We start from the raw sequence: 17267 nt of genomic DNA on the forward strand, positions 1-17267 counted from the left end.
CTTTTTCAAGTGGTTCAGACGGTTTCGGATTCAGGGCCGGAGGCGGTGCCTGCCTGGCCGGACTCGTTTTCCGGCACGCCCCAGTAGTACCAGGTGCCCGCCGCCAGCCCGGCGTCGACATAGCTGGAACTGGCGTCCGGCCCGACATAGCTGATGTGAATCAGCGTGGCGGTGCCGAAGGAGGCAGTGCTGTTGCGATACAACCGGGTCGCGTAGTGGTTGCCGTCGTTCGCAGTGGTGAAGTCGATGGTCACGTCGCTGCCCGCCACCGAGGTCGAGAAGACCGACAGCGCGGATGGTGCCACGTTGTTGCCCACGGTCGTAACCTCTTCGGGCGGATCCGGCGACCAATCGCTGGCCCCGGAGAAGGTTACCGGCTCGCCGGTGCGCACCTGGACTTCGTAGGTGGTGCCGTCCTGCAGCCAGCTGGTAACATAGCTGCCGGCGCCATTCGTGATCTGCGCCACGGTCCAGTAGTCGGTCGACAGTTCGCGCCAGCGGACCTCGACCCAGACATCGTCGTCGACCGCGTCGAACGAGACCTCGATCCGGGCATCCGAAATCGCCGTGGCCGAAAAGCTGGACACTTCCGGCGTTTCGAACTCGCTTTCGAAGGTGCCGAACTCGGGGCGGTCGGGTTCCTCGGTTGCGGCGTCAAAGTCGAAATCCGCCGCGACCGCCGAGACCGCCTCGATCTCGAATGTCGTTGCGTTGACGCGGCGTAGGGCCCCCACCTCGAAGGTCTGCCTGATACCCAGGCCGGAATGCGAAAGCGTGAAGAACCGCTGCCCGATCAACTCGTAGCCGATCAGCCCGATGGTGCCTTTCAACTGGTACTGCGGGCGGCGCGCCTTGGCGATCCGCTTGGCCAGGCGCGCCGCCTGGTTGTGATAGCGCACCATGTAGAGACGCGGTTCATCCCGCACCCGCCGCGCGGTCGCATCCTCGACCCAGACGCCCGACTGTGTCTCGCGCCATGCGTTTTCCGGCTCGATGTACTGGACCACCACCTCGGACGGGGCATCGGCGCCCCACTGGCCTTCGACCACCTCGCAGGCCAGGAAATCTGCAGCAGAGAGCGAGACCGTCGGCTCGATCCAGCGGCCCACCTTGAAGCCGACCTTGCCGTCGGCCCGTTCGTACAGGAAGGCATCGCAGGCGCCCGCCATCTGCCCCCGCTGCGATTCAAAGCTCATGTCGTCGCTGAGGCGGCCATTGATTTCCCACCGCGCGATGCTTTCGCTTTCGGCGGTGATCACGCTTTCGTCGCAGACGTCTGCCTCTGTGGCGACCTCGTCCCAGTCGACCTCGCCGCCAAGGATTTCGGTGATCCAGTAGGCCAGGCAGAGCGCGGCGTTGGCGGTGAACTTGTAGCTGCTGTCGCGTGGGTCCCAGATCCGGTTATTCCCGTCCAGCACCGGCGCATAAACCCATTGCTTTCCGTTCGGGTAGACGTCGGTAAAGGTTTCGGGACTGGTCTTTTTAGCCCAGAGGACGGCGCCCGCCAGGCCCGCGAAATCGAACTGGCTGGTGACCTCGTCAAAGACCGACACCAGACCGGCGTTCGCGGTCTGGCCAGACCCGCCAAGGAAAGGCTCGATCCGGCCACGGGCGGCGATCACGTCCGGCGCCGTGTAGACAGAGTCATCCCCAGAGGTCAGCAGGTTAGGATCGGCAAAATCGGTCGCGGTGGCGTCGATGCCGACGGTGTATTCGTCCAGCCAGTGCTCGACGATCCCCTCACATTCATGCGCCGCCAGGATCACGACATAATAGCGACGCCGGTCCGCCGCCTGCGTGAAGGCCAGCGGACCGCCCTTGCGCGTCCGGCCAAAGACCCATTCGGCATAGCTGGTGGACTGGGCAAAGTTGCCCATGACCGCCGATGGTTCCGGCACGGCAAAGTTTGGGGTCGGCGCAAAGGACTGCGCCAGCGCGGACAGCCCGAACCCCAACAAGGTCCGCCCCAGCGCCGATCCGAACAGCGCCACGCCGACATTGGCCCCCGCGATGACGGATCCGAAAGCGGTAAAGCCCGCCGGCAGTCCCACGGAAATCCCGACGCTGCCCAGGAACCCGGCGATGAAGCCCGCGACAGGTCCGGCATGGGCCGCGCCCGGCGTCAGGAAGGTGCTGGCCAGCAGCGCCGCGAACAGCCTACGCCGCATAGCCCACCCCCCAGATCGCCCCGGCATTCACGGCGCCGCCTGCCAGCGTCGTGACCCCGTCAGGGCCCTTGCAGCCCCAGCAATCGCCCAGCCAAACCGCACCGACCGGCATGTCGCGGTCAGGCTGCGGCAGGATCAGGACCGCCACGTCGCCCGGCTGCGGCACCGAGACCCGGGGCAGACCGCCGACCGTAGCCAGGCACTCCTCGATCACGCGCACCGGATCGGTGAACCAGCCGCAGAACCGCTGGCAGGACAGGGCGTCGAAATACTGCCCGCGCAGGTGCGCCGCGGCATCGACCCCGCGCAGGTGCTGCAGCCAGTCCGCCAGCCCTAGGGCACAATCGTGTTCCCCCCAGACAAAGGGGCGCGAGGCCCAGAGGTGCATCATCGCGTATAGCGGGGTCATCCGAACAGCTTCTCCGGCTCGAAATTCACGGTGGGCATGTATTTCAACGAGGGGTTGGCGGCGCCGGTCAGGGCCGCGTGCCCCTCGGTGTTCAGGGCGATGCGCCGCGCGGCGCCGCGCCGTTCCGCCCAGGCCTCGAACGACAGCGTGATGGCGCGGTCGCGGGCGCCGTTCGCCCGGTAGGACACCTGGCGGGCAATCCGTGTCAGCCAGCGGATCGGCGCGACAGTCGGCGCGTAGAAGGCGGCGACGCTCTCCAGCGGCTGGATATAGAACCGCACCTCGCGCCCCTTGACGTAGTCGAGGCCGAGGTCCTTCACCTCGGCAATCAGGTCCGGGATGGTCGGGTCCTGGAAATAGGTCAGCACCAGAGAACCCTCGGGCGCGATCCCGTCGATGGCGCTTTCCAGCCCGGTGACCTGCGCCAGCGACGACCCCATCCACTGGTTGCCCTCGCTGTCGGTAAAGATCCCGTCGCGCCCGATCAGGAACCGGAACGTGCCGTCGGCGGTGTCGATGGCGCACAGGTCCAGCACCCCGTTCACCTGCGCGCGGGGATCGAAACTCGAAGGAAAGAAACTCATCTGGCGGTGACCTCGATGAAATCCAGCGTCGGGCGCGAGAAGATCCCTGCGCCGTAGTCCGCCCGGCCCATGCCGCTTTCGCGCGCCTGGAACCGACCGATCCCCTGCATCTGGATCACGTCGCCCGAGGTGATGGCCGCGCGCAGCGGCATCTGGATACCGATTTCGTAGACGCTGGACCCGCGGTCGCGGACATGGGTCACCGCGAAGGGCCAGTCCTGGTGCGACATGATCTGCCCCACGACCGGCGCCACATCGTTGCAGGACGAGACGTCGACGCGGATCACCTCGGCGCCGACGGCATAATCGGCAGCGGCCAGCGCAATGGGCCGGTATTCGGTCCCGAACCCGTTGGAAAAGGTGTTGCCATCGGTGGTCGTGTTGCCGTTGCAAGCCACCGTCCGGCTGATGCCCGTTGCCGTGCGCACGAAGGTGGCCGGGTCGATCATGCGAATGCGGTAGATCCCCCGCCCGCCCTGCGCCGCCGCGCGGATGGCCCGCCACTGGCCGATGGTGGTCCGGTCCAGCGGCACCGTGGGCGCTCCGATCCAGCGCGGAAAGCCCGTGAACTCGGTTCGGGTGATGCCATCGCCGAATTCGCCCGCCGCCTGGTCACGCCAGTCGATGTCCCAGCTGATCGCAACCGGCTGCAGGAAGCCCGCGGGCGTGGTGATGATCTGCCGGTCCATCACGAGGTCCCCCGCGCCTGCAGCCCCCTGACCGACGGCCCCAGCCCGCGCTGCGCGGTGGCCAGGCCGGCGGCGGTGGTGTGGGCCGCGATCGGGCCGCTGACACGTTCGATGACGGGAATGATGTTGCCCGATCCGTCCACATCGACGCGGACCGTGATCTCGCCGCCGCCACCGCCGCCCCGGCTGTGGTCGATCACGGTTTCATTTGGATGCATGACACTCAGGAAGCCGCCCTTGCCGTCAATGCCGCCCGCACGGGGACCGCTGCCGGTGTAGCCGCCCCCGTCGAAGGACAGCAAGCTGCCGATGAACTTGCCAAAGCCATTGCCCGTGCCACCGCCGCCAAAGCCGAACAGGCCCATGATCATCTGCCGGATACCGCTGGACAGCAGGTCGGCGGCGATCTGGCGAAAGACATTGCCCAGGGCCTCGCCCATGTTCTCACCGTTCACGATTGCCTGGGCCATCGCGTCAGACACGCTGTCGATGCCGTCGATCAGGCGGTCGTATTCCAGCCGGACGAATTCGTCGTTCAGTTGCGCAACCGCATGGGCGTAGGCCTCTGGATGTTCCTTGAAGAACCCCTTTTCGTTCAGCTCTTCCAGCAGGGCCAGTTCGGCGTTGTAGGCTTCGACCGCCGTGCGGGCCTGCTCGATATAGCGCTCTGCGGCGCGGGCGTAGTCGCGGGCGTCCTTCGACGCCTTCGATGTGCCGCCACCGCCCTTGCCGCTGGCTAGCTGCTTGTTGTAGCGCTCGATAATGTCGTCGATGGGAATATAATCGACGTTTGCAGTGTAGTGACCGCGCGTCCCCCGACCGTCGCCCATGAACAGACGCGGATCTTGACCGCGACCGCTGTAGGTCTTGGATTCTGCAGCAGAGATCTGGTTGAAAAGAGCTGCAGCGGCGGCCAGGTTGCTGAGCATCTTGCCCGCTTCTTTCGTGCCCTCTGCCATGTTCGACGCAATGTCGACTGCAGCCAGCTCCAGCGCGGCGCGAACGGCAGCCAGCAACTGATCATAGAGCGCTTGCCCCTCTTCGTCGGCGTCGCCAAGGTTTCCGCTGACCTTGCTGATGTACCTGGCCAGCGCGATCATCGCGTCGGCCCGGGCGCGCGCATCGTCGGTCTGCTCGATCTCGGCGAAGCGGGCCGCGACCTCACGCGCCTCGCGTTCCGTGATCCCCAGCATGGCCGCCAGGTCGTCGAAGTTTTTGGTCACCGACCGCAGGTTGCCTGCCCGCTCCTGCAGCTCCACGATCCTGTTGTTCAGCCGCAGGAACGCCTCGTCGGACAGCTTGCCGCCCGAGGTCTGAAGCCGGTCGATTTCGGTCCGTAGCGCCTCCAGCGTGGATTCCGCCAGCCGGATTTCGTCCGGCTCCAACCCAAGGACGCCGCCAAGGCCCAGCCCCTGCCCTACGGCGCGCGTCGCGGCCTGCTGGGCCTCACGCGCCCGGATCTCGGCGATCTCGCGCTCGATCGCGATCAGTTCGCGCGCCCGGTCGGCCATGCCGCCATATTCGTCGACCAGCGAGGACCGGCCCCGCCCGCTTTGACCGCGCGCATCGTCCAGCCGCTGCATGGCGGCGGACAAGGCCTTGATCTTGCGTTCGACGTCCTCGGCACTGTCCCCGACCGAGATCAGGTCGCCGACCATCGGCCCCAGCACCGTCAGGGCAATACCGGCGGCGATCCCGATGCCGCCAAAGGCCAGCCCCACGTCTGCCGCCTGGATCGAGAAGGCCCGCAGCCAGTCACCCGTCGCAGCGCCCTGCTGCGCCACCTGGCTCAGCTGTTGGCCCATCATCCGCAGACCGCCATTGGAAAAACCGCTTGCCGCCTGGTTCGCCCTGCTGGCACCACGCACAAAACCGGCGTTTTGCTTTTTCCACGCGGTTTCGGCCTGCTTGGCCGATTTCAGCGACTGGGCCTCCAGACGCTTGAGCGCTGCGATGTATTCCTTTTCGGTCAGCCCGACGCGGACCAGAAGATCGTCGTCAGCCATTTACAGCAATCCCAGGTCCCGCATCCGGTCGGTCGACATCGGCTCTCCCTCTGTCTGCTTTTCCGACCCGTGCGCGGCGGCATATCCTTCGAGGCAGGCGCTGAAGGTCCAGAGGCTCATCCGGTCGACCTGTTCCGGGGTAAAGCCCATCACGGCGCCGTTTCCGTAGATGTTGGCGAAGTCCCATTTTCGAGGGGGTCCGCCGCTCCCCCTTCGGGCTTTTTTTCGTTGCCGTCCCCGTCGCCGAACATGGCGTGGATCAGCACGGCAATCGCGGTCAGCTTGAACTGCGACAGCGGATGCAGGTCCACCAGCTCGGTCACGAAGGGCCCGGCGGCGTCTGCGTCCTTTTCCTCGGCGCCGATCAGCCCCCAACGCAGGACCTGCACCATGTCATCGACATGCCACCGGCCCATGCGCAGCCGGTTCAGGATTTCCTCGGGGCCGGCATCGCGCGATTGCTGCAGGCCGCGCAATTCGCCCATGCGCAGGCAAAATCGGTGCTCGCCCCCGGCCCAGGTCAGTTTCACCGGGGTCATGCGGACAGCGTGTTCAGGGTGACGGCGCCATCCTGCACCAACGAGATTTCGGCGCTGACCACTTGCTTGTCCTGGCGCGCGTTGTTGAGCGATTCCAGTTTCATCGGGATCACCTCGCTCTCGGTGTCGCCGCTGACGCCGTCGCTGGTGACCTTGGCGTTGGTGACGCGCACGTTCAGCGTCAGGTCCTGGCTCCACCAGTTGTAGACCTTCTGGTGGTGGGTCAGAGCCCAGACCCCGGTGGCCGAGATCCCGATGTCCTTGGACTGGGCCGCGCGCTTGATGTAGTGCGGCAGACTTTCGTCGGCGCAATCCGGCACCTGCGAGTCGGCCATGTTCTTGCTGCGGTTGATGGTGATGTTGGTCAGGCCGCAGACCCTTGTGTAGGTCCCGGAACCGGCGGTGAATTCCACCTCCATCACCAGGTCCTGATATTCTGCGGTGGGTGCGATCGCCATTGGAACCCCTCCTATCTGGCGTTGATGTTGCGAACGGCGCGGCGCAGCGTGCTGCGCAGCCCCGAAAGAATGCGGCGCCGGTTGGACCGGTAGGTGCCGAAGAAAAACGAGGTGCCCGAAATCCGGCCGGTGGGCCGACCGGTCTTTTTCTGAACACGCGGCGCGGTGCCGAATTCAAACCAGGCGGCGCTGATGCCGCTGCCGGACTTTGCCTTGGCGTAGACGGTGACGACCATCTGGTCGAACTCGTTGCGGCCCACCTTCCCGACCGTAATCGACCCCGCCGGGGCATTCCCCCAGGTCCATGCGATGTCGACCTTCGCGGCCACTGCCGGGTAGGACAGCGCCAGCATCGCGCGCATTTCTGCCACGACACGGTCCGCCCAACGTTCGATGGCCTTGGTCAGCTTGTCGTGGACTTCGGTTTCCATCGCCCGCATCTTGCGGGTGAACCGCGCGCTATCGACCATAGCTTGCCGGTTCAGCCCGGATTGAAGCCGATTGGGCCGCCCGGATTATCGAACCCAGTTGCGACAAAGGTCACGTCCTCGACAATCATGAATTCGCCGTACACGTAGCGCACAGTGAAGGACTGAACGCCCGGAATCGCGTCTCCATCCTTGTCAACAAGCCGCGCCCCACGCTCGTCGATAACCGGACGCATTACGCGCTGCGCGCCAGAATCGCGACCTGGTAGGTGGCCGTCCCGCCCGAGCCGTTCGCGATCCGCAACTCGTCCGCGCTGCCGCCGGTGACCGTCCCGATGCCTGCGGCATCCCCCGCGCCAATCAAGACGAAGCCGCCTGGCTTGATCGGCCCGATGGTGGGCGTCGTGCCACCAAGGAACCCCTCGAAGGCATTGGTGGCCCCGCCGATGGTCAGGTCGGACGTGTTCGCCGTGCCCGTGCGCGGCGCGTTGATGATCAGGATCGCGACGACCTCGGCCGCGGCGACGGTCGCGCCGAAAGCATCGGACAGGGCGCCCGCCAGATCCAGATCGTCATTCGACGATTCCGAAACCTCGCGCTCATCCACGAACACGATGTCGGCCCGGTTGGCGCCGGTGCCGCTGGCGATCTTGAGGGCGGCCTCGACCACGGGCGAAAACTTGTCTGTGCCAAAGTCGTTGCCGCCGCGCTGAACGATGTCCATCCGGGCCGTCACGGTTGCTGTCACGGTCATCTGTTGGTCTCCTGTCTGTCGGGCGAACTACCCGGTGATTTCGGTTTCGATCTGCACGATCCCGTGCGTCGTGATCCCGTCCGGATCGTCGATCACCCGAGCCATGATCACGTCGCAGCGCGACAGGTCATGCGGATGCGCAAGATCCAGTTTCGCCTGGTCCAGGGCGGCGGTAATCGCATCGACCAGGTCCTTGCAGGGCACCCGGTCGTAGGCATCGCGCGTCCAGGCGTCGATCTGCAAGACGCCCACGCGCCGCCTGAAACAGTCCTGCCGCTGCGGCTCGAAACTCTCTGGCCCCATCGAGACGTAGGGTTTCGGCGTACCCGGCTCGGGCCGGTCCAGGATCTTTTGCCCGACGATCGCGGCGACAGCCGGATCGGCGCGCAGGGCGGCGACAACCGCGACCTGCAGGGCGCCCGACGCGCTCATACCGCCACCCCGCTTTCGACCACGATGTAGACCCATGTCCGGCTGGTGATCGTGTCGACCTCGACCACGTTGTAGACGCCCGCGACCAGTTCTCCGGTCTCAGGGTCGCGCTCTTCGCGCAAAAGGTGGCGCATCCGCCAGTCTGCAGCGATGCCGCGCGTGCCCGTGGACGAGGCGACGCGGACCTTGAACCGCCGCGTGCCTTCCCTGGCACCGGCCAGCACTTCCTCGTCGCCGCGCTGGTAGATGAACTGGGCAGCCCGGCGGAATTGCTCGACAAATGTCCGCGTCATGCCGCCCGAGGCTTTGGGCGCCGTCTCTGGCTTGTCAAAGGCCACGCGCTCGCGCATCGGCCCGACGCCGCGCCCATTCACAGCCATAGACGCCACGGGTTCAGCATGGCCTTGATCTGCCCGGGGACATCTTCGCCCGCATCGCGGCCCGCGATGAACCACCAGCCCACCAGCAGCCGGACGGCCTGCATGATGTCCGCCGGCACGTCAGAGGCGGCGTCGCCAAAGCCGACCACGAGGTCGATGCGCACCGCGCCCTTGTCCGGGCGCGGCACCGGCCAGGCACCGCCATAAGGCGGATGCAGCTCGACCGGAACCCCTGAGGCAATCAGGCGATAGCCGCTGGAGGCAAGCACCTGGTCCGCCCCGGCGCCATCGGTGTAGACAACCTGGTCGACGCTCTGGACCGGGGCAATCGGCAACGGGATCCCGCCAAAGCCGAAACAATCGCGCGTCAAGCGCACCGTCTGGGTGAGGAACCGCTGCTTGGTATAACCCTCGGCAAAGCTTACGGCGGCCAGGCACAGCCCGTCGATCAGGCTGTTCTGATCGTCTTCATCCGGCTCCAGGCGCAGCTGCTGGCGCAGCGTCGCGTCCTGTGCATCCAGAAGGGTCTCAGGCGGGGAAATCGTGGTGATCATTCTGTCACTGTCCGGCGGGCCGCGTCACCACGGCCCGCATCACCCGGGTCAGGGTGTCACGATTTCGTCGACAGTCGCGGCGTCATTGTCCGACGCCGGCGCGTAGCGAGGCGACATGCCCAGCACCACAGCCCCCGCATCGGAGGTCGCCGTGCCCACGGTCATCGACAGCCGCGCGTGCGTAAAATCGTTCGCCAGGTCGAGATCGTCGGCATGCAGGTTGATCACCACCTGCTTGTCATCGTCGCTGCCCGCCTTGGTCAGCTGCGTGATGTTGGTGCCGCTGATGTCCTTGACACCGGACCCGCCGGAATCGGTCGCCTGTTCGAACTTGGCATCCAGCGTGGCAGAGGCGCCCAGCGTTCCCGCCATGACGATACCCATCACCATCTGGAACGTGCTCATGTCGATCCAGTCGGTGGTGTAGGTCGCGGCGCTGTTGGCATCTGGGTCGATCACGCCGACGACTGCGGCCAGATCGGAGGGGTTCAGCATTTTCATGGTTCTGTCCTCGGTCAGGAATGAAGGAAGCCACGCAACCGGAAGGGCTGCGAGGCTGCCGGATCAGGCGCGGGCGGCCAGGGTGACAAAATGCGACTTGGTCGCGGTGCCGTTCTTGGGGCTGACCGGCGCCGACAGGTGCGGCTGACCGCCATAGCGGAAGGTCCAGCGAAAGGCCTCGGCGTTGTAATCGAAGTAGAGGTGGATCGACGACGCAAACTTGGGCCCGTCCGACCGGCGCACGCCGTAATAGCCCTTGGGCGAGATCAGCTGAAGGTCGCCCTTGTCACCCACGGTCTTGGCGAATTCCGAGAACCGCACCGGCTTGCCCAGCAGAAAGCCTCCCGGCGCGCCCTCGAACCCGTTCGGCGGCATCCAGATCGGCTTGTCGCCGATGGTCATGGTCATCAGCTCAGGGATGCAGTCCTGGTTGGTCATCCAGAACGGACGGTCCCCCGGAACCGTCATCAGGCGCGAGTACATCTTGACCACGTTGAGCGCAGTCAGCGTGTCCGCCGCCTGCCCGCTTTCCTTGGGCACGGTTACCAGCGCAGGCGAGTTGAACCAGCCCAGCGGCTGGCCCGCGCCGCTGCCCTCGACGATGGCCAGGTTCTTTTTCCAGGCAATCGCCATCGCGGCCTTGCGGGTCAGGCGGTTGCGCAGGCGCGGCGCATCCTCAAGCAGTTCTTCCGACGCCACCGCCATGACGTAGAGCTGGTGCAGAGGCACGTTGCGGCCCTCATCGCTCAACTGGCTGGGGGTCATCTGCGAACCCTCTGCGCGCCAATAGGCCTTGATGCCAGCCGTGCCCCAGGGCGTGGTTTCATCGGCACCCAGCTTGACCTCGCGGGCGCTGGTCGGTTCTTCGTCGATCATCGGGCCGAATTCATCGAACTCCGGCATCAGCTCCCAGACCTCGTCTCGGAAGGCCGGCGGCAGGCTGTAGCCTTCGCCAGAGGCTCCGCCGCCCTCGTGCGAATTGGCCAGGGCGCCAAGACGCTCATCCACGGTGCCGCCGACGCGGCCCGCCTGCACGGCGCCGTGAACTGCGACGGCGAATTCCCCGATGTCAGCGAAACCGCCGGTCAGCGCCGGGTTGGAATCGTTGACCGTGTTGTTGCCGGCAGGTGCGGGCGCCGGTGCGCCAGCAGGCAGGCCCTGCATGGCACGGCGGCGCTCTGCCAGCTTTTCGGCCTTGTCGATGTCCGCGCGCAGACCCTCGATTTCCTCTTCGATCGCGCCGAACCGCGTGTCCTGCTCTTCGGTGAACTCACCGCCCGCGGACTCAGCCGCCTTGACGATCTCTGCGCCCTCCGCCTTCAACTCGGCGAGGCGCTTTTTCAATTGTGCCAGGTTCATGATGGCCACTCCTTTTGCACCGGGAAAAGTGTACCCGCCCCGTGGCGCCCGGCGCGCCACAGGTCGCTGCTGCCAGCCCCGCCGGGCAGGTCAGTCGATCAGGGAAAGCCGCGCGCGGGCGACAGAGGCGCGGCGCGGACGCCGAGCCTCTGCCAGCCGTTTCACGGCAGCGTCGAACGTCTCGACACGGTCGGCCATGCCAAGGCGCACCGCGACGCGCGCGGGGTAGGCCCGTCCGCCGCCAAAATGCGCCTCGGCATCTTCGGGATCCGCGCGGACCACGTCCTTGCCGACACCACGATGACGAGCCACCGCGTTGACGAACATGTCATAGGCATAGCGCGCGCCCTGTTGACGGTGGCGGCGAGCCTCATCGGTCAGGGGGCCAAACGCGCCCTCCGCCTTTCGCGCGCCCTCGGAAATGATGGTCCGCGTGATCCCGGCTTTTTCCAGCGCCTTGGAAATGTCGTTGTGCTGACCCAGCACGCCGATCGACCCGACAGTGCCAGAGGGCGTGACCACGATCTCGTCCGCAGCACTGGCAACCCAGTAGGCCGCCGAGGCCATCATCGTATTGGCCACCGCCACAATCGGACGCCCCGCACGGCGCGCGGCATAGACCATGTCTGCCGTCTCGGACACCATGTCGACGATGCCGCCCGGGCTGTCCACATCCATGACGATGGCAATGGCATCAGGGTCACTGGCTGCCTGCGCGAACGCGGTGCGGAACCCTTCCAGCGAGGCAGCCCCGGACATGCGCGACATCATCCCGCCACGCGGCACGATCGTGCCGTACAAGCGCAGGACATGAACCGTCCCGCCGCGCCCCTTGACCGGTTCACCCGCATAGCTGGCGTGACGGGGCTCTTCGTCCCATCCGCCTTGGCCTTCGGCGCGCAGCGCCAGCATATGCGCGATCTCTGTCGCCTTGGCCTCGTCGATGGCCCAGGTGCTGGCAGCCACCGCCGCCAGCACGCGCGAAATCTCATGTGCCATGCCGCGCCTCAAAGACCGCCGACCGCGATCCAGTGGATCACGTCGTTTTCCGCCAGGTCCAGCGTCACCGCACCATCCGCCACGGTAATCGTCCCGCCCGAGGCCGAGATCGCCGCATCCGCCGTCGCTGCGGCACCGCCGGATAGAACCTGCACGAAATGCGCCGTGATGCTGGTCAGACCGGTGTCGATGTCCAGCGTCCCGGCGGTTTCCTCGCCCGAGGTTACGGCATGTGTGCCCGCCACGATTGTGCCCGTGTTGGAGCCTGCCGCGATCATGGCAGCGGTCACGTCGCTGCCATCGATCTTCAGCTTGCCGCCATTGGCTGCGTCGATCGCCAGAGTGTTGCCATTGTCGGTCTTGTGGACCTTCTTGATGTCCGTCATCTTCCTTGCCCTTTCCTCTGTTCCGGCTGGTCAGGCCGCGTCTTTCACCAGTTCCAGGCGTGGACGCCCGCGCACCCCGCCAGCCGAGGCGCGCAGAAAGGAAATCGACTTGTTGATCGACTCCTGCGAGTCGCGCTCGCGTTCGCTGGTCCCCGTGCCCACCGGCACCATGTTCAGCGGCTCGACATAGCGGTCGCCGGCCCGGCCGATGCCGTTGCGCTTCTCCAGCGCCAGCACATCGTTTACGCTCAGCCACCCCCACTGCCGCCCCAGGGCGTAGGCCTTGTAGCGCGCCTCCAGGTCCCCCCGCAGAAGCGTTTCGACGTTGAATTCGAAATACACGCCCGGCACGCCGATCAGGTGCTTGGTCACGCTGCGCTCGATCAGTTCCAGGATCGGGCGCAGCGTGTCGGTGACAAATTCCAGGCTCTGGTGCTCGATGTTTGAAAACGTCGCCTTGTCCAGCAGACCCACCTTGTGCGGGGGCACCCGCCAGATGCGCGCAAGATCGATCCACAGTTCCTTGCGGGTTTCCAGGAACTGCGCCTCTTCGGCTGTCAACCCCATGCGGTGCGGCTTGAGCCCGTATTCAAACATCCCGATTTTGTGCCGGTTGCGGCCCGTAGCCCATTTCCGGATGGCGTCCAGCATATTCTTCCGGCTCTCTTCGTCGCGGAAATGGCTGTCTGTATACAGCGCGTAGGGCGGCGTCGCGTCGTTGGTGAACAGGATATTCGCGTAGCGCTGCAGCGCGATGCCCACGGCCACGGCCTCGCGCCCATCCTCCAGGATCGGAGAGGTGCCGCGAATACCGTCCAGCAGCGGCGGCAAGGGAATATGCCAGACCTCGTCGCGCAGCAGCTTGCGTCCGCGGCCCCAGCGGTCACGCACGTCGAACCGGACAGATCCGTCCGGCAGCTCCTCAACCGTCATGCGCTCCGGCGAGGGATCAAGGCGGCGCAGGCCCACGGTCTGGCCCATGTTGTCAAAGATCCGTTCGGCCAGGAAATCGCCGTGCGACGCCAGGTCATCGACGATCTGGTAGACGAATTCGAACCCGGTGCGATCCTCGTTCGGGTCCTGCAGCAACAGCGCCGCAGGGTGGTTCTCGATCCGCTCTACCTTGGTCGCGCTGATCCTGCGGAATGCCCCGTGTTCCAGACCTGCCACCGAATCCGCAAGGCATTTCAGCGCGCTGCGCACCACCGGGATCTGCCGGGCACGTTTGACCGTCACCGTGACGTCGATTTCCGAGCGGGCACCGCCCAAACCGGTGAACCACCGGTCGTCACCAGCATCCCGCTGTGTCGCGTCGCTGGCCGACAGGCCACCGCGGTTCCCCAAAAGCCAGCCCATCATGCGACTTTGTACCCCGCCGGAATCACGATTTCCTTTTCCGACCCACCCGCCATAGGGTTGCGGCTGATCAGCATGAAGGCGTTCAGAGCGGCGATCACCGGGTCGATCTTGGCCCGTCCTGCCGCCTGTTTCGTTACCGTCACCGCCGATCCCCTTTGCTCGATCTTCACGTTGCCCATGCACCAACCCATGATCGGCTGGCCGCAATGGCGCAGCGTCCCGTCCTTCAGTTTCCGTTCCATGCCCCAGATCGCGGGCGACAGCCGCGCCCCCTGCCCAACGGCGACGACCTGCCCGTCCTCGATATCCCGCAGCGCCAGCTCATCCACGATGGCCGCCACCCCCCAGGGATCGAGCCCCACCGCCGCCGCATTCGGCAGCAGGCGCGCATCCTTCAGCCGTTCCGCGACATCGGCCACGCCGATCACGTCGCCGGTCGGCTCATCCTCTTCCAGGATGGTCAGGTCGCCTGCCTCCGCGAAATCCTGCAGGCGCGGTGCGATCTCCTTGCGCTGACGCAGGACCTCCGGATGGGCCCAGGCATGCACCCAGGTCAGCCATTGCCGCGTCTCGGCACAGCGCCCGATCACGGCAGCGCCCAGCAGGTCGTCCAGCCCGCCGCCATCGACCCCCATCACCGCCACGTCGCTGCGCGCGATGATCTCTTCCAGGGTCAACTTCGGATCGCCGGCCTTTTCCCAGAACCGGGCCGCCATCCATTCGCCGCCCAGCCCGACGCCGATTTCGACGTTCAGGTGCAGGCTCGCGAACAGCGCCAGGGCCGCGGGCCCGTCCTTCCTAGCCTTGCGGAACTGTTCCTCAAGAAAGGTGGTTGAGACCGAAACGCCGAGGTTCGGGTTGACCGCGCCCCAAAGATCCGGGTTTTCCCACGCCTTGTTCTTCATCAGCTTAGGCGGGAACTCGTACAGTACCGGCAGCAGGGGAGCGCGTTCCTCGCCATCCCGCACACGCCGTGCCCATGACAGTTCTTTCTTGAACTCGCCCGCCGGCGGTTCCTTCGACTGCGTCGTGATCGTCAGCAGGAACCCTTCAGCCCGCGCCGCGAAGCCGCCGCGCAGCTCGGCCATGATCTCGGCGGCCCTGGGCTTGGCGCCCAGGACGTGCATTTCGTCGATCAGGATCCCGCTCGCCTTGGACCCGGTGACGACATCCCCGTCGGCCGAGACGATGGCCAGCACCGCCCCGGTGTCGATATGCTCGATCCGCTTCAGGTGATCGCGGATATGGAACAGCCGTTCGATCTCGGGGTCGGACTTTATGATCCCCTTGACCGCCCGAAAGGAATAACTGGCAATCTGGTGCGAGGCCGAGATCAGGTAGAACTCGGCATCCGGGCGGTCGTTCAGCAGGATTGCCACCAGCATGATCGCCGCCGCCGTCGGCGTCTTGCCGTTCTTCTTGGGCACCAGCACGAAGAATTCGCTGATCGCGCGGGTCCGCGTGGCCGGGTCGTAGGACCCGAACAGCGCCTCGACCAGCTCGAACTGCCAGGGGCTGCAGATCTCCGCAAAGCGCGGTTTCTCAGGCATGTCCGGCATCCGGAACCGCTTGAACAGCGCCAGCGCCTTCGCGGCGGAACGCTCGTTCAGCGGAAGGTCTGGAAAGATCGACTCGCCGGCCATCAGCCGGTCCTGCCAGTCAGGGCAGGCCGTCGACCAGTCGCTTGGCTGGGCGTTCATATCAGTGCGGGCCGAAACCCGGTTTCAGCAGGTCGTTTTCGTCGATCGTGTCCGCCGCCGCCCGGCGCCGCGCCTCTTTCTTGCCCTCCGGTGGCCGGTCGTCGCCCGAGGCTTGCAGGCGCTCGTTCAACAGATGCCGATCGCGGCGATCCATGATCCGCGTCAGTTCCTTCATGGCCCCGACATCACCATCCCGCGCTTTCTTCGCCAGCGTCTCCGCCCGCCACAACTCGAACCGCGAACGCTGCATGTCGCGGCGCTTCAAGTCCGAAAAATAATACTTCCGCAGGGTCGGCAGGCTGATCCCCAGACCGTCGGCTATCTCCTGGTCGCTGTAGCCCATCGCCAGGCCCATGATCACCTTGTCGGCGTTGCTTTGCGACCAACGATGAGCGGGCCGCCCACGGCGCCCTGACGGCATTGTGGTAAGGTCCCCGAACAGGTCCTTGGTCAGATTTTCGTCTTCCACAAAAAAAATCTCCGCATGGGTGGGGAGCGGGTTTGGGCATACGTCCCGAATCAGCGATTTGACCCCCCCCACCATCCCGGCTCGCTCATCAAGGGGAACTCGACGCGCCAACTGAACTTTTTCACCGCCCCGAGGCGACCTCTTCCCGCTGCTTGTCGCGGCTGTGGCACGTCCAGCACAGGCACTGCAGGTTGTCGGGGTCCCAGAACCGCGCCTCATCCTCCCGGTGCGGCTCGATGTGATCCGCGACCAAACCCCACTTTTCCAACGAGGCGAAACCACACCGCGCGCAGGTGAACCCGGCGGCCTGCAACACCCTACGACGCATGTCCTGCCACCGCTTCGAGTTGTACCAGGCACGCGAAGCTTTCACCGCAGCGCGGGCCTGGTCCCTAGTTTTATCCATAGGCGACAGGCGCGGCGCAAGGCTGGTCAGCCCGCTTGCCATCGGTTTCAGCCGCGCCATCCGCTCTCCTTTGACATCAACTCTGGGGATGGGGCGCCGCCCAGCCGCTGCAGCGCCCCTGATCTGCTCGCGCCTGTCGGCTGGCGCGCTCGGGGGTATCCTGAAACGAGAAGCGCCCGGCGGCATCTCTGCCCCGGGCGCACGTCTGTTCAGCGGCACTATGTCAACAGGAGCGGATTTCAGTCAACCCTTTTTCGACCAAGGCGTCACCGCAGGAAGCGCATCGGTCAACTCGAAGAGGTCAAAGGTTACCCCGCGCAGCCCTGCCTGAACGTCCATCAAGGCATGACGCCAGTCGAGATAACGTCTCCGCGCCGCCGCCACCTCAGAGGCCGAAGGCTCCACCGTCACCGGACAGACCGTCACCGACTTGCGCACCTCGCCTCGCCGCGTCCGATACCTAACTTCGCCAACAACCTCGGTCTTGGCCAGCCGCTGGTTCTGATTTGCGCCGCGCCATCCGCACGGCACCATCCTCTGAGGCCCGATGTCCCACCGCGGGCAGGTACAGGTCCGCGCCAGTTCCGCCACCTGCACCGCCACCGACCAAGGCACCGACCGCCGCAGCACGCTGACCACAACCTCGGCGTCATGGTGCGGCAGGCTGCGCCCACCCGACTGATCGAC

At 65.7% G+C, this 17267-nt stretch carries 22 protein-coding genes and 1 pseudogene; all 23 read right to left on the bottom strand.

What is annotated here, in order from left to right:
* Positions 1–14 precede the first annotated feature (14 nt).
* Positions 15–2168, bottom strand: a complete 2154-nt coding sequence (locus tag KZZ07_RS21220) for a phage tail protein (RefSeq protein ID WP_219516991.1) — start codon at positions 2166–2168, stop codon at positions 15–17.
* A complete protein-coding gene (locus KZZ07_RS21225) occupies positions 2158–2577 on the bottom strand; it encodes a DUF6950 family protein (protein WP_219516992.1) in 420 nt (139 codons plus the stop codon). Before KZZ07_RS21225 ends, KZZ07_RS21220 begins: the two co-directional genes overlap by 11 nt.
* Positions 2574–3161, bottom strand: a complete 588-nt coding sequence (locus KZZ07_RS21230) for a hypothetical protein (RefSeq protein ID WP_219516993.1) — start codon at positions 3159–3161, stop codon at positions 2574–2576. The genes KZZ07_RS21225 and KZZ07_RS21230 overlap by 4 nt, the downstream gene beginning before the upstream one ends.
* A complete protein-coding gene (locus KZZ07_RS21235; RefSeq protein ID WP_219516995.1) occupies positions 3158–3850 on the bottom strand; it encodes a hypothetical protein in 693 nt (230 codons plus the stop codon). The genes KZZ07_RS21230 and KZZ07_RS21235 overlap by 4 nt, the downstream gene beginning before the upstream one ends.
* Positions 3850–5856 carry a hypothetical protein gene (locus KZZ07_RS21240; RefSeq protein ID WP_219516996.1) on the bottom strand — a complete coding sequence of 669 codons (2007 nt, stop codon included), beginning with the start codon at positions 5854–5856 and terminating at the stop codon, positions 3850–3852. The genes KZZ07_RS21235 and KZZ07_RS21240 overlap by 1 nt, the downstream gene beginning before the upstream one ends.
* On the bottom strand, positions 5857–6009 hold the full coding sequence (locus KZZ07_RS21245) for a hypothetical protein (RefSeq protein WP_219516997.1): 153 nt from the start codon (positions 6007–6009) through the stop codon (positions 5857–5859).
* Entirely contained in the window at positions 6006–6395 is a 390-nt protein-coding gene (locus tag KZZ07_RS21250; RefSeq protein WP_219516998.1) for a gene transfer agent family protein, read from the bottom strand. The genes KZZ07_RS21245 and KZZ07_RS21250 overlap by 4 nt, the downstream gene beginning before the upstream one ends.
* Complete coding sequence (locus KZZ07_RS21255; protein ID WP_219516999.1) at positions 6392–6853, bottom strand: phage tail tube protein; 462 nt, start codon at positions 6851–6853, stop codon at positions 6392–6394. The genes KZZ07_RS21250 and KZZ07_RS21255 overlap by 4 nt, the downstream gene beginning before the upstream one ends.
* Before the next feature lie 11 nt (positions 6854–6864).
* Positions 6865–7323 (bottom strand): hypothetical protein, encoded by a 459-nt coding sequence (locus KZZ07_RS21260; protein WP_219517000.1) that lies wholly within the window; start codon positions 7321–7323, stop codon positions 6865–6867.
* 11 nt (positions 7324–7334) lie between these two features.
* Positions 7335–7517: a hypothetical protein gene (locus KZZ07_RS21265; RefSeq protein WP_219517001.1), complete on the bottom strand. Its 183-nt coding sequence runs from the start codon at positions 7515–7517 to the stop codon at positions 7335–7337.
* Entirely contained in the window at positions 7517–8035 is a 519-nt protein-coding gene (locus KZZ07_RS21270) for a hypothetical protein (RefSeq protein ID WP_219517002.1), read from the bottom strand. Before KZZ07_RS21270 ends, KZZ07_RS21265 begins: the two co-directional genes overlap by 1 nt.
* A 27-nt stretch (positions 8036–8062) precedes the next feature.
* Positions 8063–8467, bottom strand: coding sequence for a DUF3168 domain-containing protein (locus tag KZZ07_RS21275; protein ID WP_219517003.1), 405 nt, complete (start codon positions 8465–8467; stop codon positions 8063–8065).
* Complete coding sequence (locus tag KZZ07_RS21280) at positions 8464–8817, bottom strand: phage head completion protein (RefSeq protein WP_219517005.1); 354 nt, start codon at positions 8815–8817, stop codon at positions 8464–8466. Before KZZ07_RS21280 ends, KZZ07_RS21275 begins: the two co-directional genes overlap by 4 nt.
* Positions 8818–8837: 20 nt before the next feature.
* Positions 8838–9401, bottom strand: coding sequence for a head-tail connector protein (locus KZZ07_RS21285; RefSeq protein ID WP_219517007.1), 564 nt, complete (start codon positions 9399–9401; stop codon positions 8838–8840).
* 48 nt (positions 9402–9449) lie between these two features.
* Positions 9450–9902, bottom strand: a complete 453-nt coding sequence (locus KZZ07_RS21290; protein ID WP_219517009.1) for a hypothetical protein — start codon at positions 9900–9902, stop codon at positions 9450–9452.
* A 63-nt stretch (positions 9903–9965) separates the two neighbouring features.
* The gene (locus KZZ07_RS21295; RefSeq protein WP_219517011.1) at positions 9966–11261 is read right to left on the bottom strand and encodes a phage major capsid protein; all 1296 of its coding nucleotides are present in this window, start codon (positions 11259–11261) and stop codon (positions 9966–9968) included.
* A 90-nt stretch (positions 11262–11351) separates the two neighbouring features.
* On the bottom strand, positions 11352–12260 hold the full coding sequence (locus KZZ07_RS21300; RefSeq protein ID WP_219517012.1) for a S49 family peptidase: 909 nt from the start codon (positions 12258–12260) through the stop codon (positions 11352–11354).
* Between the two features lie 8 nt (positions 12261–12268).
* The gene (locus tag KZZ07_RS21305) at positions 12269–12646 is read right to left on the bottom strand and encodes a hypothetical protein (RefSeq protein WP_219517013.1); all 378 of its coding nucleotides are present in this window, start codon (positions 12644–12646) and stop codon (positions 12269–12271) included.
* Between the two features lie 30 nt (positions 12647–12676).
* The gene (locus KZZ07_RS21310; RefSeq protein ID WP_219517014.1) at positions 12677–14005 is read right to left on the bottom strand and encodes a phage portal protein; all 1329 of its coding nucleotides are present in this window, start codon (positions 14003–14005) and stop codon (positions 12677–12679) included.
* Positions 14002–15705 (bottom strand): terminase large subunit, encoded by a 1704-nt coding sequence (locus tag KZZ07_RS21315; protein WP_219517015.1) that lies wholly within the window; start codon positions 15703–15705, stop codon positions 14002–14004. Before KZZ07_RS21315 ends, KZZ07_RS21310 begins: the two co-directional genes overlap by 4 nt.
* A 1-nt stretch (position 15706) precedes the next feature.
* Complete coding sequence (locus KZZ07_RS21320; protein ID WP_255564500.1) at positions 15707–16249, bottom strand: helix-turn-helix domain-containing protein; 543 nt, start codon at positions 16247–16249, stop codon at positions 15707–15709.
* Positions 16250–16295: 46 nt separating this feature from the next.
* Complete coding sequence (locus KZZ07_RS21325; protein WP_255564501.1) at positions 16296–16640, bottom strand: HNH endonuclease; 345 nt, start codon at positions 16638–16640, stop codon at positions 16296–16298.
* Positions 16641–16823: 183 nt separating this feature from the next.
* A pseudogene (locus KZZ07_RS21330) lies at positions 16824–17267 on the bottom strand (hypothetical protein); the annotation flags it as partial.

This window comes from Mameliella sp. CS4 (assembly GCF_019392335.1).
In the GTDB taxonomy this organism is placed as follows: domain Bacteria; phylum Pseudomonadota; class Alphaproteobacteria; order Rhodobacterales; family Rhodobacteraceae; genus Antarctobacter.

Excerpts from the sequence above, each read along its gene's own strand:
- KZZ07_RS21220 (WP_219516991.1), bottom strand. The coding sequence starts at position 2,168 with ATGCGGCGTAGGCTGTTCGCGGCGCTGCTGGCCAGCACCTTCCTGACG.
- KZZ07_RS21225 (WP_219516992.1), bottom strand. The coding sequence starts at position 2,577 with ATGACCCCGCTATACGCGATGATGCACCTCTGGGCCTCGCGCCCCTTT.
- KZZ07_RS21230 (WP_219516993.1), bottom strand. The coding sequence starts at position 3,161 with ATGAGTTTCTTTCCTTCGAGTTTCGATCCCCGCGCGCAGGTGAACGGG.
- KZZ07_RS21235 (WP_219516995.1), bottom strand. The coding sequence starts at position 3,850 with ATGGACCGGCAGATCATCACCACGCCCGCGGGCTTCCTGCAGCCGGTT.
- KZZ07_RS21240 (WP_219516996.1), bottom strand. The coding sequence starts at position 5,856 with ATGGCTGACGACGATCTTCTGGTCCGCGTCGGGCTGACCGAAAAGGAA.
- KZZ07_RS21250 (WP_219516998.1), bottom strand. The coding sequence starts at position 6,395 with ATGACCCCGGTGAAACTGACCTGGGCCGGGGGCGAGCACCGATTTTGC.
- KZZ07_RS21255 (WP_219516999.1), bottom strand. The coding sequence starts at position 6,853 with ATGGCGATCGCACCCACCGCAGAATATCAGGACCTGGTGATGGAGGTG.
- KZZ07_RS21260 (WP_219517000.1), bottom strand. The coding sequence starts at position 7,323 with ATGGTCGATAGCGCGCGGTTCACCCGCAAGATGCGGGCGATGGAAACC.
- KZZ07_RS21265 (WP_219517001.1), bottom strand. The coding sequence starts at position 7,517 with ATGCGTCCGGTTATCGACGAGCGTGGGGCGCGGCTTGTTGACAAGGAT.
- KZZ07_RS21270 (WP_219517002.1), bottom strand. The coding sequence starts at position 8,035 with ATGACCGTGACAGCAACCGTGACGGCCCGGATGGACATCGTTCAGCGC.
- KZZ07_RS21275 (WP_219517003.1), bottom strand. The coding sequence starts at position 8,467 with ATGAGCGCGTCGGGCGCCCTGCAGGTCGCGGTTGTCGCCGCCCTGCGC.
- KZZ07_RS21280 (WP_219517005.1), bottom strand. The coding sequence starts at position 8,817 with ATGCGCGAGCGCGTGGCCTTTGACAAGCCAGAGACGGCGCCCAAAGCC.
- KZZ07_RS21285 (WP_219517007.1), bottom strand. The coding sequence starts at position 9,401 with ATGATCACCACGATTTCCCCGCCTGAGACCCTTCTGGATGCACAGGAC.
- KZZ07_RS21290 (WP_219517009.1), bottom strand. The coding sequence starts at position 9,902 with ATGAAAATGCTGAACCCCTCCGATCTGGCCGCAGTCGTCGGCGTGATC.
- KZZ07_RS21295 (WP_219517011.1), bottom strand. The coding sequence starts at position 11,261 with ATGAACCTGGCACAATTGAAAAAGCGCCTCGCCGAGTTGAAGGCGGAG.
- KZZ07_RS21300 (WP_219517012.1), bottom strand. The coding sequence starts at position 12,260 with ATGGCACATGAGATTTCGCGCGTGCTGGCGGCGGTGGCTGCCAGCACC.
- KZZ07_RS21305 (WP_219517013.1), bottom strand. The coding sequence starts at position 12,646 with ATGACGGACATCAAGAAGGTCCACAAGACCGACAATGGCAACACTCTG.
- KZZ07_RS21310 (WP_219517014.1), bottom strand. The coding sequence starts at position 14,005 with ATGATGGGCTGGCTTTTGGGGAACCGCGGTGGCCTGTCGGCCAGCGAC.
- KZZ07_RS21315 (WP_219517015.1), bottom strand. The coding sequence starts at position 15,705 with ATGAACGCCCAGCCAAGCGACTGGTCGACGGCCTGCCCTGACTGGCAG.
- KZZ07_RS21320 (WP_255564500.1), bottom strand. The coding sequence starts at position 16,249 with ATGGTGGGGGGGGTCAAATCGCTGATTCGGGACGTATGCCCAAACCCG.
- KZZ07_RS21325 (WP_255564501.1), bottom strand. The coding sequence starts at position 16,640 with ATGGCGCGGCTGAAACCGATGGCAAGCGGGCTGACCAGCCTTGCGCCG.